Here is a 15,382-nt window from a genome sequence, read left to right as displayed (position 1 = left end):
GATGATGGAAGTCGTAAAAATTTCCCCTCGCGGGTATTGCTACGGCGTGGTGGATGCCATGGTGTTAGCGCTGCAGACGGCGCGAAACCTGGATCTGCCGCGTCCTATTTATATTTTGGGCATGATCGTGCATAACAGCCACGTCACGGAATCATTTAAGAAGGAAGGCATCATCACGCTGGACGGAGCCGATCGCTTGGAGATTCTGGAGCAGATCGAATCCGGCACCGTGATCTTCACCGCGCACGGGGTATCCCCGGAGGTGCGCAAGCGCGCGCGGGAGAAGGGGCTCACGACGGTCGACGCCACCTGTCCGGACGTCACGAAGACGCACGACCTCATCCGCGAGAAGACGGCGGAGGGGTACGACGTCATCTACATCGGCAAGAAGGGACACCCCGAACCGGAAGGAGCGGTCGGCATCGCGCCGGATCGGGTGCATCTCGTCGAGACCGACGCAGATATTTTGAAACTGTCGCTGGACGCCGACCGTATCATCATAACGAACCAGACCACGATGTCGCAGTGGGACATTAAGCACCTCATATCGGAGCTGCTCAAGGCCTTCCCCACGGCGGAGATCCACAACGAGATCTGTCTGGCCACCCAGGTGCGGCAGGAAGCGGTCGCGGAGCAGGCGGGGGCCGCTCAGCTGTGCATCGTGGTGGGCGATCCCAGGAGCAACAATTCGAACCGGCTGGCCCAGGTCGCGGAGGAGATCTCCGGGGTGCCGGCGTATCGGGTATCGGACGTCTCCGAGCTTCGCCGCGAATGGTTCGAAGGCATCGAACGGGTCGCGGTCACTTCGGGCGCGTCCACGCCGACGCCGTTGACGAAGGAAGTCATCCAGTATCTGGAGCAGTACGATGCCGCCAACCCGGATACTTGGGAGATGCGCCGGACGGTCAACATGAATAAACTGCTCCCGACGGTCCGGGAGAAATCGGTATAAGCCAGGCAGTCTAGATGGCGCCGTCGACTGCATGAAAGGAGCGCGCCATGGTACAACGCATTCGGAAGTTTCCGCGTTATCTCAAATACCAGTACGTGAAGCTGCTTCGCGCCAAAGGCGGCGCCTATTCGATCGCCATGGGCTTCGCCGTCGGCTTGTTCGTCGAGATGTTCAATCTGCCGACTTACGGCACGTCGTTCGTCCTGATCTTCCCTCTGATCTTCCTGCTGCGAGGGAGTCTTGCTGCCGCGTTGATCGGCTTTGTCTTCGGCAAGCTGATCTACATCCCGATGTCGATCCCGAACAAGATCGTCGGCGGCGCCGTTCTGCCCAGGAACTTCTCCATCGAGATCCCGTTCCTGCCGGAGAAGATCAACCACTTCCTGCTCTTCAACCTGAAGATGATCGTGGGCGGGATGATCGACGGACTGGCGCTCGGACTTCTGTTCTTCTTCCCCATCTGGTACAGCGTCGAAACGTTCAAGCGCAAGCGGCGGGAGAAGCGGAAGATTCGCAAAGCCAAACTGGAAGCGGGCACGGTGCTGGAATAAGTGCGCTGGATGGTCATTGACATCCGGCGCTTTTTCCTTTATATTTACTTTAGTGCTTAAAAGCGTATAAGCGTCGAAGCGGATAAGCGTTGATGCGAATGGGCGTCCGTCCGAAGCGCATATCAATAAGGAGCGTGCAATCATGATCGTCATTACTTCCCCTCATATCGCAGAAGAACGCATCGCGGAGATCGTCGACCATATCGAGAAGAGCGGCGTGCAAGCGCACGTCTCGCGCGGCACCGATCGCACCGTTATCGGCATCATCGGCAAGGCGGACCCGCATCTCGCCGAACATATCCGCTCCATGCAGGGCGTGGAGAACGTCATCAAGATCTCGAAGTCCTATAAGCTCGCGAGCCGCGACTTCCATCCGGACGACACGATCATCGAAGTGAAGGGCGTGAAGATCGGCGGCGACAACCTCGTCGTCATGGGCGGACCGTGCGCGGTCGAGACGCCCGAGCAGATCGACGAGATCGCGCGTCTCGTCAAGGCGGCCGGCGGTCAAGTGCTGCGCGGCGGCGCGTTCAAGCCGCGCACGGGCCCGTACAGCTTCCAGGGCATCGGCGTCGAAGGTCTCAAGTGGATGAAGGATGCCGGGGAGAAGTACGGGCTGCTCACGATCACCGAAGTGATGGCGCCCGAGTTCGTCGACGTCTGCGCCGAATATGCCGACATCATGCAAGTCGGCACGCGCAACATGCAGAACTTCGATCTGCTCCGCAAGCTCGGCACGATCAAGAACCCGGTCCTCCTGAAGCGCGGCTTCAGCGCGACGTACGACGAGTGGCTGAACGCGGCCGAGTACATCCTGGCCGGCGGCAACCCGAACGTCATGCTCTGCGAGCGCGGGATCCGCACGTTCGAGACCTACACGCGCAACACGTTCGACCTCGCGGCCATTCCGGTCGTCCAGCAGCTGTCCCATCTGCCGGTCATCGCCGACCCGAGCCACGCGACCGGCCGCCGGGAGCTCGTCGAGACGATGACGAAGGCGTCGGTAGCTGCCGGCGCGAACGGATTGATCATCGAGATGCATACGGACCCGGACAATTCGGCGACGGGCGACGGCGTCCAGTCGTTGTTCCCGGACCAATTCGCGAAGCTGCTGAAGGAGCTGGAGCAGCTGTCGCCGCTGCTCGGCAAGCGGTTCGACACCGAGAAACAGCCGGCCGAAGCGTTCGAGACCTGGATCAAGTAATGACGAAGGGCCTGCCGCGGCAGGCCCTTTTTAGTCGTACAGCATTTATAACGTTTCACGCCTCTCCATTTCTGCGCGACCTCCGATAATAACGCGTTGCCCTCTTTCGAGAAGACGGCAAAGCCGTTTTTACTTGCTTGCATTCCAACGCCGCCTGGATGCGTATGATAGGGGGAGGAGGTGGGCAGGATGCTGAAGCTTGGCATACTGGACCAGTCGCCCGTCCTGACGGGCGAGGGGGCTGCCGAGGCGCTGCGGCATACCCTGGCGCTGGCGCAGGGAGCCGACCGGCTCGGCTATACGCGGTTCTGGGTATCGGAGCACCACAACGCCAAAGGGCTCGCGGGCTCCTCGCCGGAGGTGCTGCTGGCCGCCATCGGCGCGCACACTTCGCGCATCCGCATCGGGTCGGGCGGCGTGCTGCTGCCGCACTACAGCCCGTACAAGGTCGCGGAGAACTTCCGCCTGCTCGAGGGCCTCTACCCGGGCCGCGTCGATCTCGGGATCGGCCGGGCGCCGGGAGGCATGCCGCTCGTGTCGCAGGCGCTGGGCAGATCCTCCGGCAAGGAGCGGGAAGAAGCGTTCGAGCGCAGCCTGACGGAGCTCGGGTCGTTCGTCGGCACCGGGACGCCCCTGGAGACGGAGCACCCGCTCGCGGGCCTCAGCGCGACGCCGGATGTGCCGACCGTCCCGGATGTCTGGATGCTGGGTTCGAGCGGCTACAGCGCGACCGTAGCGGCGAAGCTGGGGGCGCGTTTCGCCTTCGCGCACTTCATCAACGGGCATGGCGGGCAAAGCGCGGTGCGGGACTATCTTCGGCATTACCGGCCCGGGCCCCTGGGCGGCAAGCCCGGCGTGGCCGTATGCGTATTCGTGCTGTGCGGGGAGGACGACGAAGAGGCGGAGCGGGAAGCGCGCGCGCTCGATCTTCGCCTCCTGTACCTGGAGCAGGGCGAATTCAACCGCGCGGTGCCGTCCGACGAAGAGGCGGAGCGTTATGCCTACTCGGCTTGGGACCGGGCCCGCATCGCGGACAACCGCAGCCGCATGATCGTCGGCGGTCCTGCTACGGTCGCGAGGCTTTTGCCCGCGTTCGCGCGCAGCTACGGCGCGGACGAAGTGATCGTCACGTGCATGATGTCGCGGGCGGATCGCCGCCTTCGGTCCTATGAACGGTTGGCGAGGCTGTTCATTCGTTAATGGCGCCAAAGACGCTTTTGGCGGAATCCCCCAAGAAATCGTCCAATCGACAAATTTCGGCACAAATCGCATGCCGTTTTTCACCCTATGCGGAACCTTGAAAATGCGTCGGCGCGACGCGTTTTTCTTTTGCCCGCACGCAATTGTGAAGGAATGATGAAAGTGTCAACATACCTCACACTTCCACAAAAAATACCTTACATAAGTATTGACGCTCGCTAGAGCCTGATTTTATAATAACGACAGAGTAAAGCTGAAAAGTTGAACGATCGTGCATTTATTAAGATCTAATGTTCGGAAATGGGGAGGAAATTCGAAATGTCTGCACAACAAGTCCTGGATCTGATTAAGGAAAAAAACATTGAATTCGTTGATTTCCGTTTTGTCGACCTGTCCGGTCGCGCGCACCACATCACCCTGCCTGCTACCGAAGTGGAAGCCGATACGTTCGTTAACGGCGTCGCTTTCGACGGTTCCTCGATCCCGGGCTTCCGCGGCATCGAAGAATCCGATATGGTCATGATGCCGGACACCGAATCGGTCTATGTCGATCCGTTCACGGCTCATGCTACCCTGATCGTGATGAGCAACATTCATACGCCGGACGGCGAACGCTACGAGCGCGACCCGCGTTCGATCGCGCACAAGGCTGAAGAGTTCCTCCAAAAATCCGGCGTGGGCACGGCTGCTTTCTTCGCTCCGGAATCCGAATTCTTCATCTTCGACGACGTGCGTTATGAGAGCACCATGAACGCCTCCTCCTTCTTCGTCGATTCCGAAGAAGCGGCTTGGAACACGAACCGCAAGGAAGAAGGCGGCAACCTCGGCTTCAAAGTCGGCGTCAAAGGCGGCTACGTGCCGGTTGCTCCGGTCGACTCCCAACAAGACATCCGCAGCGAGATGGTCCGCCTGATGCAAGAATCCGGCCTGCGCGTCGAGCGTCACCATCACGAAGTAGCGACGGCTGGCCAAGCGGAGATCAACTTCCGCTTCGACACGCTGACGACGACTGCCGACAACCTGCTCAAATACAAATACATCGTGCACAACGTGGCTCGCCAATACGGCAAAGTCGCCACGTTCATGCCGAAGCCGCTCTTCGGCGACAACGGCTCCGGGATGCACGTTCACCAATCGATCTTCAACGAAGGCGAACCGCTGTTCTACGAAAAAGGCGGCTACGCGAACCTGAGCCAAATGGCGCTCCACTACATCGGCGGCATTCTGCACCATGCGCCGGCTCTGATCGCGATCACGAACCCGTCCACGAACTCGTTCAAACGTCTCGTTCCTGGCTACGAAGCGCCGGTTAACCTGGTTTACTCCAAAGGCAACCGTTCCGCAGCCGTTCGTATCCCGGTTGCGGCGGTTACGCCGAAGGGCTGCCGCATCGAGTTCCGTACGCCGGACTCCACGGCGAACCCGTACCTCGCGTTCGCAGCGATGCTGATGGCTGGTCTTGACGGCATCAAGCGCAAGATCGACCCGACGGCACTCGGCTATGGACCGTTCGACACGAACATCTACGAGCTGTCCGACGAAGAGAAGAAAGAAATCCGCAGCGTACCGGGCACCCTGGACGAAGCGTTGGACGCACTGGAAGCGGACTTCGAATTCTTGACCGAAGGCGGCGTCTTCACGAAGGAGTTCATCGACAACTACGTGGCCTTCAAACGCCAAGAAGCCAAGGCGGTCTCCATCCGCGTTCATCCTTACGAGTACGGCCTGTACTTCGACTGCTAATAGCGAATGTAGAAAAGCTCCCGCGAGGGAGCTTTTTTGTTGTCTGCGATGGATTCGGCACCCTTCAGTCCCTTATACGATAACGCTCTTCGCGGAGAATTCGCCTGAACATGCGCTGATCCTTCAGTTTTTTGAAATGGGTTAGCATGGGACTTAAATTCGCTTCAATGATCCATACGTCGCCGTATCGATCTAGTCCCATATCGAATCCGAATATATATTGATCGGTATATAATTTGCAAAGTTTTTCTGATGCCCGCACCGCCACCTTATCGATGGTGTGTAGCAGGGAGGATCGAGACATGTGTTTCAACTCGGACTCTCCAATCGCGGTGCGCAGAGGCAATACGGTTCCATTGCTCCTCTCATTATTCGTGACGATATAGCCATCGCCTGCAACTTTGGCGACTTTGCCAGTCACCTGCCATGGATCGGCTTTATCTCTGCGCTGTACGATAACTCGTATATCAAAAGGGCGCCCATGGACAGAGGCAAGGGGAATCCGCCGTTGTATAATGTAGTTACGGCTGCCAATTGAATCGCTCACTTTCTCGAATAACTCATCGGCGTCATCTATTGTTTTTTTTTTATCTTCCCAATGCATCTCGTACTCCATAAGGCCAGAGGCGGTAATACGGATCACGCCGAGTCCGCGCTTTCCGTCGATCGGTTTCACGATAACGTCGCGATAGGCTTCTAAAAATTCCGATAATTTATCTTTTGTGAATATTTCCGTTTTCGGCAAATGCCGGCGCAACTTGCGGGACTGTCTCATAAATCTGTATTTGATGTACTTGTTGCGTCTTATCGATATTTCCATCGATCATCCGCCTTTCGTCCGCCCCCATCCTGCGTCAAGTACTGTACCTTATCTCCTGCGTTTTGCCAGCTTTTTGGCGTATAGTAGCGGATTTAAATAGATCTTTCTAACCGTTCTCGAATCGTATGCTTTACCGATCGATACTTTGGCGGACTGCGCATTGGCTTCTATAAGCCGAATGTTTCCATTTCGATCTACGCCAAAATCAACGCCGATTTCTCCGAAATGCCCATAATTTTCTTCGACGCTATTATACATTTTGACGAGAAAATCGTGTATTTGATTTTTCAATTCCTCGATTTGCTCTTCGCTGTAATGGGGAAACAGCTTCGGTAAATAATATTCGAATCGATAAGCCTCGCCATGGGTCGATATCGGCGAATTCCTTTTCCCCACCCGAATCGGTATCGCAACGATCTCGATTTCGCCTTTTCCGTTTCGCTGCACTTCGCCGCGAAAATCCACAGCGCGATTATGATCGGCTTTCACGATATCGATTGCCTCTTGAATGATAACCCTTCTGGAGCCAAAATATCGCCTCAATACGATCCGCATATCTCTGAAGTGCTCAGCTCTATCGCGGACCAAACTTCCTAAATAGGAGTGTCTGTATCGATATCCTCTATGCTTCACTTTGGTAACCTGCATCACCTGCATGCCGCGTCTGCCGCGGCGTGCTTTGATATAGACATTCCCAATGCTTCGTATATATCTTCTGGCTTCGCTCAAGTTGCGAATGGTTCTGGTAAACGGCAAATACGGTCTAATATCCTCATCGAGGGACAACCTTTCGAATAGATCGCCTTTGTCGAAGGCGATTAAAGAGTTGATTCTTGGAATGCCCATTTTGTCGAATCGTTCTGCAATGCGTTCCACTTTGGCTCCTGAACCTCCGCGTACATAGAGCACGTCAGGGAATGGGAAATACTTCCTTCTCCAGCGTTTCTTCCGACGATCGTAATAGGTTCCCCTTATTCGTTTTCGTCTATAGTCTACATCCTTCGTCGTAAAGAAGTTGAGCCTGGTTCTTGCTATTCGATTGGCGGCGACAAGTCCTCTAACTCCCGTCGTTTTAACAAAAGTGTTTCCCAGGATTACGCTAACAATCGGTTTCCTGCCTGAGAATAATCTCGAACGCAAATGCAGTCACCCCTTCGTCCAGTTTCTTCTTATTCCGTTATCATTTCATTTTTCGTTTTTACGCGGGATGTCAGGCAATTCATTAACGGAGATCACGTCGGCCGTTTTTTTGCCCGGTTTTGTCCAGTACTTTTCGTTACCTGGAAGTTCGTCAAACCAGGAGGCTTCTTTCGGGCAATCCAGAATCATAAACTTGCCGAACTCATCGTCTCTTGACTGGTGATATTTCAGATAAGCCTTGCCGTTCTCGATTGCCAGTATTTCAATCTTTCCCGAGGTGTGGCTCATACAGAGCTTTACGCGTTTACCCAGCCCGGACGTTCTTGACTTCGCTCCTTCTACGAGGCGATAAGCTTCTTCCAGACTGAGGACGAATCCGCGATTCCCCGCAACGGGCCTGTTTATGAAAAAGTAGTAAGGGGTGACGCCTGCCCAGGATAACTTATCCAGCAATTCGCCAAGTATCGCAGGGTCGTCGTTGATGCCCTTAAGAATCGGCGTTTGATTGACCACGACCGCTCCAGCATCGTGTAAAGCTTGAAAGCAAGCTCTGGCCTCGGCAGTGATTTCTCTTGGATGATTTACATGAGCCATAATATAAATCCGTTTCTGTGCCGTGGAGTGCTTGCGAATAAGCGCAAGCAGGCCTTCGTCCTCATAAATTCTCATGGGATTAAACAAAGGCATTTTCGTTCCGATTCGAATAATCTGAATATGTTCCATCGCTCGCAGGCTTTCGATGATGCCGCTCAATTTCTTCGTGGATAAGATCAGGGGATCTCCTCCCGTGAGCAGGACGTTGTTAATCTCGGCATGCTGCGCAATGTACGTAAGACCCTGTTGAACATCCGGCATGGCTTCCTGTACATCGTCTCGAAACAATCGTTTGCGAAAACAAAACCGGCAATAAGATCCGCAGACCTCCGAAACGAGCAGCAATGCCGTCGTTTTGTATTTATGCTGACAACCTTTAACGACATAGTTTGTGTCTTCATCCGAAGCGTCCCATCGGCCATATTCCGCCAACTCATTCGTGTTGGGAATAACCAGCCGTCGGATGGGATCGTCCGGATCCGACCAATCAATAAGCTGTAAATAATAATCGTTAAGTCGAAAAACGAATTTATCGATGACTTGACGTAAAGAAGCTTTCTCGCTTTCGGTCAATTGAGGAAGGCTCGCAATATCCGTAAGATATTTAACCGGCAAGGCTACTACCTCCTGTTAATGTCTCCTCTTGCGTTTTCAAGCTCATCATCCTTTCGAGACATTTAATACCCTAAGAAATGCGCCGAAGGCGTGACAAGTGTTGGCTGGTGCGGAATAGCCGAAAAAAAACCTCGCGTTTTTTTCGTAAACCCGCGTTAATCAGGCGGAAATTCATCTTCTAGCCAGCATCCTTTTCGCGCGGCGATATCTTCGATAAAGCTTCCGGTCCAGATGCTCCAAGCCTATGCAATCCGGCTTCGTATTCGCCTCGATAAACCATACGTTCCCCTTCTTATCAATTCCCATGTCCAATCCGATGATTTTAAGGGGAAAACGGGACCCAAGCCGCTGCGCAATTTGATAGGACACGTCTATCAAATCCCGCATCACTCTGACGGCGTTCAAGCGTTGATCGGCATTTTGCAGCGCCTTGACAACTTCCACGTCCAGTGCTCCCTTTGATACATTGGTAACGACGGAGGACGATTTAGGAGCGACTTTGGCGCTCATCAGGGAAAGCGTCCACCGGTTCAAAGGTTTTTGCAATACGACCCGCACGTCGAACGGTCGTCCATGGTAGGTTGCCAACGATATCCCGCGTTGAATGAGATATTTTTTTTTCGATTTAAGCTTCTTCTTTATATTCGCAACGGCAGTTTCCTTCGAGCACCGAACGGTTGTTTGATTATCGGAAATCTCGACATCGCCATCATTCAACTTGCTAACCCTTATCACGCCATTGCCTTTGCGGCCTACATCCGGCTTAATGTATAGCGTAGAATAACTTCGCAACATCCTTTTGATTCTGGATGAGCGAAACCTGTGTGTTGCAGGTACGTAATGCTTCAAAATAGGATCATTCATCAATATTTTTCCCTTTTTCATTTTGCTTCGAACAATGGTATGTTTCATAACCTCAACTCCATTTTCTAAATGATTTTTCGTAATCCGCTGATATATTGATCGATCTTTCTGCCCGGAGGCATCGTGCTTATCCATTTGTCTCTACTTATCTTTGAACGAATGGCTCGAACCAGCGGGTAAGGGACGTGCAGCAATGCGTACAGTAAAAATCGATCCTCTGCGCTCAACGGGCGAAAACGGTCGTAATAATCGATCCAACGCAGCAGTTCATCACAGTCCCAGGCTGCATTTCGATGCAAGATATGGGCAAGGTCCGTCATTCTCGCCTGCAGCGAAGTGTTCTCAAAATCGATCAGACGCATGAAGCCTTTCCGATCCAGAATCAAATTCGGATAGTTATAGTCGCCATGTACCCATGCGCGCACGGCCGCCTCGCATTTGACGGCTTCCATGCTCTTCGGTTCGCCGAGATAGCGTGTCGCTTCGTCGCAGAGAAAGATGAACGCATGCACAGGAATGTCTTGAACATGTTGCAGCGTAGTACGATAATCGGCGATGACGCTTGTCAACGTCGTATATCGCTCCCTTCCCGCCGGTACCTCGCGAAGGATGGGGAATTGCGCATACCGATGGAAGGATGCCAGCGTCCTGATCGCTTGTTTCCATTCGGATGGCGTTTCGAAATTCGGCGACCTTCCTTTGATCCAATTGGTAACCATAACCGGTTTGTCATTTCTTTTGGCCCATAATCTCCGATCCCTTGTCGCGACGATTCTGGGACCGTAGGGGAAACCCGACTCTACAAGTTGAATCAGGATATCGGCAATGAAATCAACCTCGCTATCGGGGAAGTTATAAGTTTTGCAGCAAAGAGCACGGCCGTCCGACGTCAGCATTCTCTGAACATCACGCACTTTCTTTATCCTTGTGATCGTCAAAGGATACAGAGTCTCAATATGCCCCGCTAACGACAACGGCAGATCCCTCCGTATTCGTAATGCTTAGCGGCATTTCCCGCTGTTGTGCTGCCCACGCGTCTAACCCTCGAATCATTTCCAATCGCTTCGACCAAGTCTCCGTAAGCACGTTGAATGCCGATGCACGTTTGCCGTCATGGATTTGTCGAGCGGAATACCATGCTTCTCTCGGCAAACGATAGAGGCATGCGACGATGAAACGTTCTGTCCGCGTTAGCGGTTTGTGTTCCTCATAACCGGCCAGGAGCGCCTTCATAAGAGGCTCCGAATAATCGGTTACATTGCTAAGCGTTTTGGCGAGTTCATAATAAGCGCAACCCCACCTTACCGCTTCCCAATCTACTAGATATAATCCGTTGGGATGTATAATAACGTTCTGCCTTGTTACGTCTCCGTGGATAAGCGAAGGTTGATATTGCTGAAATATCCGCTTTACTTTCGGCTGGCTAAGGACGCTCCACGACTCCTCGGCTAGTGAAAGGCATTGCTGCCCCTGCTCCTTAAACCATTGGCCGAATTCATTCCTTTGTTTTTTCAGCGACCGTAAATGAGTGACAAACGCCATGTGCTGAAAGCGGAGACGGTTGATTTCTTTCATTGCAATAGACGGCATTACAGGTGACTGCCGGTTAGAAATAAGATGCAGCCGTGCAAGCGCTTCGCCGAGCCGTGCATAATCCTCTTCCTTCCCGCCTAAATGAGAACCGTCTATCCACTCCGTCACATAATAATGTCGTCTGTTTTTTGTGATCCAGTATGTTCCCTTTTTTGAAGGCAGCCATTGTGGAATGCCTGTAAAGCCTAGCTTTCTTAACCGTTCGGTCCGGCTGCAAACACGCTGCAGTTGCCTCCGCATACCGCCATAAGGTTTAAGACAAAACGATTCTTTTTCCGTCATTACGCGATATGCGGCGATTTTTTTGTAGACAGAAGGATGAGCGTAAATACGATGATTACGCAAACCATACTCCATTAAAATGGACCTTAATCGCCGTTTCGATCTTGAGCGGAACACGACGCTCCCCTCCAACTTCGCACGGTAATCGCTTAAACACTATATGAAACACTGCAATGAAACGCGAATACGCGAATGATAATTGGGTTTATACCTGCATTGGTTATATCCGCTCTTACTTGGCGTACTTCTTCACGCCTATATTGCATGTATTCGAGACAAACACTTGAGCCACGCGGTCGGCAATCTCATATGATGGACCCTATACGGAAGCATTGTCCTACCCCAGTCCTGCCTAGTGCCGCAATTCTGATTCCGTACCATCATGAAAACGAAGGAGGACAAGAATGAAAAAAACATGGATGCTCAGGCAACTGATACAATCGAAAAAAATGGCGTTTATCATGGAAGCTCATAACGGACTTTCGGCTAAAATCGTTCAAGAAAGCGGTTTTAAAGGCATTTGGGCCAGCGGTTTATCGATGTCCGCAGCCATGGGAGTACGGGATAATAATGAGGCTTCCTGGACGCAGGTCATGGATGTCCTGGAATTTATGAGCGATGCAACTTCGATTCCTATTTTGCTCGATGGGGATACGGGGTATGGAAACTTCAACAATGCCAGAAGATTGGTCAAAAAGCTGGAGCAGCGTCAAATCGCCGGGGTATGCATTGAAGATAAAATGTTCCCCAAAACAAATTCATTCATTAATGCGGAGTCCCAGCCTTTAGCAGACATTGATGAATTTTGCGGGAAAATCAAATCCATGAAAGATGCGCAAATGGACGAAGATTTCGTGGTCGTGGCGCGAGTAGAAGCGTTTATAACAGGTCGCGGTCAAGAGGAGGCTTTCAAACGCGCGGAGCATTATCGGCAGTCTGGTGCCGATGCTATACTCATACACAGCAAGAGATCGGATATTTCCGAAATTGAGTCATTCATGAAAGAGTGGGGGGACAGGTTGCCCATCGTTGTTGTCCCTACCACTTACTACAAAACGCCTACCTCCCGGCTTCAGGAGCTCGGAGTTAGCCTCGTCATTTGGGCTAACCATAATTTGAGGGCATCGATCGAAGCCATGCAAAGAATATCCAGCCAAATTCTTCAGGACGCAAACCTTCTCCGGGTTGAAGGCAGCGTCGCTCCGCTCGAAGAGGTATTCAGGCTTCAAGACGCGGAAGAGCTTAAGTTAGCCGAACAAAGATATCTCCCTTTTTTGAAGGATCCACGTTTATGATGGACGCAGGGCTGTTTGGAAAAACGTTGAAAAAAATGGGGTTTACGTTCTTCAGCGGCGTTCCGTGCTCCTATTTAAAAAGTTTAATTAATTATGCAATCAACGAATGCGATTATGTAGCAGCCGCTAATGAAGGCGAAGCCGTTGCCATAGCATCCGGTGCGTCTATTGGCGGTAAGAAACCCGTCGTACTGATGCAAAATTCGGGTTTGACGAATGCCGTTTCGCCGTTAACTTCTCTTACTTATCCGTTTCAAATTCCTCTGCTTGGTTTTGTAAGTCTGCGCGGCGAACCGGGGATGCCTGATGAGCCGCAGCATATGCTGATGGGGCGGATTACGACACAGCTGTTGGAACTGATGCAGGTGGAATGGCAGTATCTCAGCAACCATGTGGAGGAAGCCGCACGACAAGTGATTCAGGCAGCCGATTGTATTTCAAAAGGCAGGTCTTTTTTCTTTGTCGTCAAAAAAGATACATTTAAAGACGAGCCGTTGCGTAAGCAGCACGCCGCCGTTCATTCGAATCGGGACAAAAGGAAGCGTCATGCGAACATTCAAATGCCCACGCGTTTTGCGGCTTTAAAGGCGATCAATGCTTTGAAAGACTGCCATACCGTTCAACTCGCCACAACCGGAAAAACCGGTCGAGAATTGTATGAAATCGAAGATGCCGAAAACAACCTATATATGGTAGGTTCCATGGGCTGCATCAGTTCCCTCGGACTTGGACTGGCGCTAAGCCAACCGAAAAAGGATATCGTCGTGATCGACGGAGACGGTTCTTTGCTAATGCGTATGGGAAGCTTGGCGACGAACGGTTATTATCATCCGCCGAATATGGTTCATATTTTGCTTGACAACAATGCGCATGAATCGACAGGGGGACAAAGCACCGTATCTCATCATATCGATTTTATTGAGATAGCTGCCTCTTGCGGTTATGCCAAATCGCTATACACGCACAGTTTGGAAGAGTTGGAAGCATCGTTGAAAGAATGGAAACAATCAAAAGGGCTGACTTTCATCTATCTCAAAATCGATAAACAATCGAAAGATCAGCTTACTCGCCCCCATATCAAACCTCACGAGGTAAAAAAAAGACTGCATGCGTTTATAAACAACCCATGAGATAGAAAGAAGGAGATTTATGAGGGCAATACACCGAAACATCCTGCTTACTCCTGGTCCAGCTACGACCACGGATAGCGTAAAAATGTCGCAGGTGGTACCGGATATTTGCCCCCGTGAAGAGGAATTTGGCGAGGTTATGCGGTATATTTGCAACGAACTTACCAGATTAGTCGCAGATCCTGAGCATTATGCCACGGTGTTATTTGCCGGTTCCGGCACTGCGGCGGTTGAATCCATGATAAGCTCAATCCCGGGTAAAGATGCCGTGCTTATCGTTAATAACGGTGCATATGGAAAACGGATGTGCGAGATCGCATCGGTTTATGGGCTGAATTACATGGAATTTAACAGTTCTCCGGAGGATACCATCGATTTAGTCGCCTTGGAAAAATATATCCGCTCTTCGACCCGGGCGATCAGCCATCTCGCCGTCGTTCATCATGAGACGACAACGGGGCTTTTAAACGACGTTAACGCAATCGGCGAAATATGCAAGCAGCATGCCATCGACCTTATTGTCGATGCGATGAGTTCATTCGGCGCCATACCCATACGTATGAACGAAATGAACATTGCCTATCTGGCCTCCAGCTCCAACAAAAACCTTCAAGGAATGGCAGGCGTATCCTTCGTCATAGCGAATAGATCCAAATTAGACAAGTTAAAGGATGCGCAACCGAGGAACTTTTACTTGAATTTGTACGCGCAATACATCCATTTTTCAAAACGTAATCAAATGCGGTTTACGCCTCCCGTCCAAACGTTATACGCCTTAAAACAAGCCCTCGACGAACTGAAACAAGAAGGGGTTGCAAAACGATATAAGAGGTATACATCGTCGTGGGAAGCGCTGATAAACGGAATTAGAGAGTTGGGATTAACCCACCTCGTTCCGGAGAAACATCACTCCAAAATCATTACCTCTATTATCGAACCCGATTGTGCCGGCTATCATTTTCAAACGATGCACGATTACTTTTACAAGCAAGGCATTATGATCTACCCCGGCAAACTCGACAGGTTGAATACGTTCAGGATAGCTAATATCGGGGATATCACGCCTAAAGATATTGCGTTATTCTTGGCATTGCTCCAAGTGTATCTCAGAAGCATCGGGTTTGTACGAGAGAAGTGATCATGTCCGCGTATCAAGGCCAGACGAAATTCGCGAAGAACGCGTCGCAAGCTTACGGCTATTGAGCGAACGCGCGTGCGGGTTTGGGGAGCGCGCCCTTAGGAGGGCGCGCCGAGCGGGAACGTGCCGACGCGCTCGTAGCTGGGCCGCCGGCCCAGGTGCGAGCGGAAGAGCGTGACCGCGTCCGCGGTCCAGGCCGGCGCGGCGTCGGCGGTCGCCGCAGCCGCGCCGGCTGCGCTCTCCGCGGCGGTCGCCGCGGAG

The 15,382-nt window shown here is 52.2% G+C and carries 14 protein-coding genes; 8 read left to right on the top strand and 6 right to left on the bottom strand.

The window, feature by feature from the left end; genetic code table 11:
- Positions 1-4: 4 nt before the first annotated feature.
- The 5 genes from H7C19_RS03075 to glnA all read left to right on the top strand — a co-directional run bounded on the left by H7C19_RS03075 (position 5) and on the right by glnA (position 5,650).
- Positions 5-952, top strand: a complete 948-nt coding sequence (locus H7C19_RS03075; RefSeq protein WP_185141112.1) for a 4-hydroxy-3-methylbut-2-enyl diphosphate reductase — start codon at positions 5-7, stop codon at positions 950-952.
- Between the two features lie 47 nt (positions 953-999).
- Positions 1,000-1,503 (top strand): DUF2062 domain-containing protein, encoded by a 504-nt coding sequence (locus tag H7C19_RS03070; RefSeq protein WP_185141111.1) that lies wholly within the window; start codon positions 1,000-1,002, stop codon positions 1,501-1,503.
- Positions 1,504-1,645: 142 nt separating this feature from the next.
- Positions 1,646-2,707, top strand: coding sequence for a 3-deoxy-7-phosphoheptulonate synthase (aroF, locus tag H7C19_RS03065; RefSeq protein WP_185141110.1), 1,062 nt, complete (start codon positions 1,646-1,648; stop codon positions 2,705-2,707).
- A 189-nt stretch (positions 2,708-2,896) separates the two neighbouring features.
- Positions 2,897-3,907: an LLM class flavin-dependent oxidoreductase gene (locus tag H7C19_RS03060; RefSeq protein ID WP_185141109.1), complete on the top strand. Its 1,011-nt coding sequence runs from the start codon at positions 2,897-2,899 to the stop codon at positions 3,905-3,907.
- A 318-nt stretch (positions 3,908-4,225) separates the two neighbouring features.
- Positions 4,226-5,650 carry a type I glutamate--ammonia ligase gene (gene glnA / locus H7C19_RS03055; protein WP_185141108.1) on the top strand — a complete coding sequence of 475 codons (1,425 nt, stop codon included), beginning with the start codon at positions 4,226-4,228 and terminating at the stop codon, positions 5,648-5,650.
- Positions 5,651-5,714: 64 nt separating this feature from the next.
- On the opposite strand, the gene H7C19_RS03050 is transcribed toward glnA, so the two are convergent.
- The 6 genes from H7C19_RS03050 to H7C19_RS03025 all read right to left on the bottom strand — a co-directional run bounded on the left by H7C19_RS03050 (position 5,715) and on the right by H7C19_RS03025 (position 11,633).
- Positions 5,715-6,470: a YheC/YheD family protein gene (locus tag H7C19_RS03050; protein WP_185141107.1), complete on the bottom strand. Its 756-nt coding sequence runs from the start codon at positions 6,468-6,470 to the stop codon at positions 5,715-5,717.
- 48 nt (positions 6,471-6,518) lie between these two features.
- Positions 6,519-7,346 (bottom strand): YheC/YheD family protein, encoded by an 828-nt coding sequence (locus H7C19_RS03045; RefSeq protein WP_185141106.1) that lies wholly within the window; start codon positions 7,344-7,346, stop codon positions 6,519-6,521.
- A 309-nt stretch (positions 7,347-7,655) separates the two neighbouring features.
- The gene (locus tag H7C19_RS03040; protein ID WP_185141105.1) at positions 7,656-8,819 is read right to left on the bottom strand and encodes a KamA family radical SAM protein; all 1,164 of its coding nucleotides are present in this window, start codon (positions 8,817-8,819) and stop codon (positions 7,656-7,658) included.
- Positions 8,820-8,990: 171 nt separating this feature from the next.
- Positions 8,991-9,731 (bottom strand): YheC/YheD family protein, encoded by a 741-nt coding sequence (locus H7C19_RS03035; RefSeq protein ID WP_185141104.1) that lies wholly within the window; start codon positions 9,729-9,731, stop codon positions 8,991-8,993.
- 17 nt (positions 9,732-9,748) lie between these two features.
- Entirely contained in the window at positions 9,749-10,579 is an 831-nt protein-coding gene (locus H7C19_RS03030; protein ID WP_221469013.1) for a phosphotransferase, read from the bottom strand.
- A gap of 55 nt (positions 10,580-10,634) precedes the next feature.
- Entirely contained in the window at positions 10,635-11,633 is a 999-nt protein-coding gene (locus tag H7C19_RS03025) for a phosphotransferase (protein ID WP_221469012.1), read from the bottom strand.
- Between the two features lie 329 nt (positions 11,634-11,962).
- On the opposite strand from H7C19_RS03025, the gene aepX reads away from it, so the two are divergent.
- The 3 genes from aepX to H7C19_RS03010 are packed head-to-tail and all read left to right on the top strand — an operon-like array spanning position 11,963 to position 15,121.
- Entirely contained in the window at positions 11,963-12,853 is an 891-nt protein-coding gene (gene aepX / locus H7C19_RS03020) for a phosphoenolpyruvate mutase (RefSeq protein ID WP_185141101.1), read from the top strand.
- Positions 12,853-13,983, top strand: coding sequence for a phosphonopyruvate decarboxylase (aepY, locus tag H7C19_RS03015; protein ID WP_185141260.1), 1,131 nt, complete (start codon positions 12,853-12,855; stop codon positions 13,981-13,983). The genes aepX and aepY overlap by 1 nt, the downstream gene beginning before the upstream one ends.
- Before the next feature lie 19 nt (positions 13,984-14,002).
- Positions 14,003-15,121, top strand: coding sequence for a 2-aminoethylphosphonate aminotransferase (locus tag H7C19_RS03010; protein ID WP_185141100.1), 1,119 nt, complete (start codon positions 14,003-14,005; stop codon positions 15,119-15,121).
- Positions 15,122-15,382: the final 261 nt, after the last annotated feature.

The sequence above is a fragment of the Cohnella nanjingensis genome (assembly GCF_014212125.1).
GTDB classification, from domain to species: domain Bacteria; phylum Bacillota; class Bacilli; order Paenibacillales; family Paenibacillaceae; genus Cohnella; species Cohnella nanjingensis.
This window is presented reverse-complemented; position numbering and strand designations above follow the sequence as displayed.

Bases quoted from the DNA above. Each gene is read 5' to 3' on its own strand.
- H7C19_RS03060 (WP_185141109.1), top strand. From the start codon at position 2,897: ATGCTGAAGCTTGGCATACTGGACCAGTCGCCCGTCCTGACGGGCGAG.
- H7C19_RS03050 (WP_185141107.1), bottom strand. From the start codon at position 6,470: ATGGAAATATCGATAAGACGCAACAAGTACATCAAATACAGATTTATG.
- aroF (WP_185141110.1), top strand. From the start codon at position 1,646: ATGATCGTCATTACTTCCCCTCATATCGCAGAAGAACGCATCGCGGAG.
- H7C19_RS03075 (WP_185141112.1), top strand. From the start codon at position 5: ATGGAAGTCGTAAAAATTTCCCCTCGCGGGTATTGCTACGGCGTGGTG.
- H7C19_RS03030 (WP_221469013.1), bottom strand. From the start codon at position 10,579: ATGCTGACGTCGGACGGCCGTGCTCTTTGCTGCAAAACTTATAACTTC.
- H7C19_RS03025 (WP_221469012.1), bottom strand. From the start codon at position 11,633: ATGGAGTATGGTTTGCGTAATCATCGTATTTACGCTCATCCTTCTGTC.
- H7C19_RS03010 (WP_185141100.1), top strand. From the start codon at position 14,003: ATGAGGGCAATACACCGAAACATCCTGCTTACTCCTGGTCCAGCTACG.
- glnA (WP_185141108.1), top strand. From the start codon at position 4,226: ATGTCTGCACAACAAGTCCTGGATCTGATTAAGGAAAAAAACATTGAA.
- H7C19_RS03035 (WP_185141104.1), bottom strand. From the start codon at position 9,731: ATGAAACATACCATTGTTCGAAGCAAAATGAAAAAGGGAAAAATATTG.
- H7C19_RS03070 (WP_185141111.1), top strand. From the start codon at position 1,000: ATGGTACAACGCATTCGGAAGTTTCCGCGTTATCTCAAATACCAGTAC.
- aepY (WP_185141260.1), top strand. From the start codon at position 12,853: ATGGACGCAGGGCTGTTTGGAAAAACGTTGAAAAAAATGGGGTTTACG.
- aepX (WP_185141101.1), top strand. From the start codon at position 11,963: ATGAAAAAAACATGGATGCTCAGGCAACTGATACAATCGAAAAAAATG.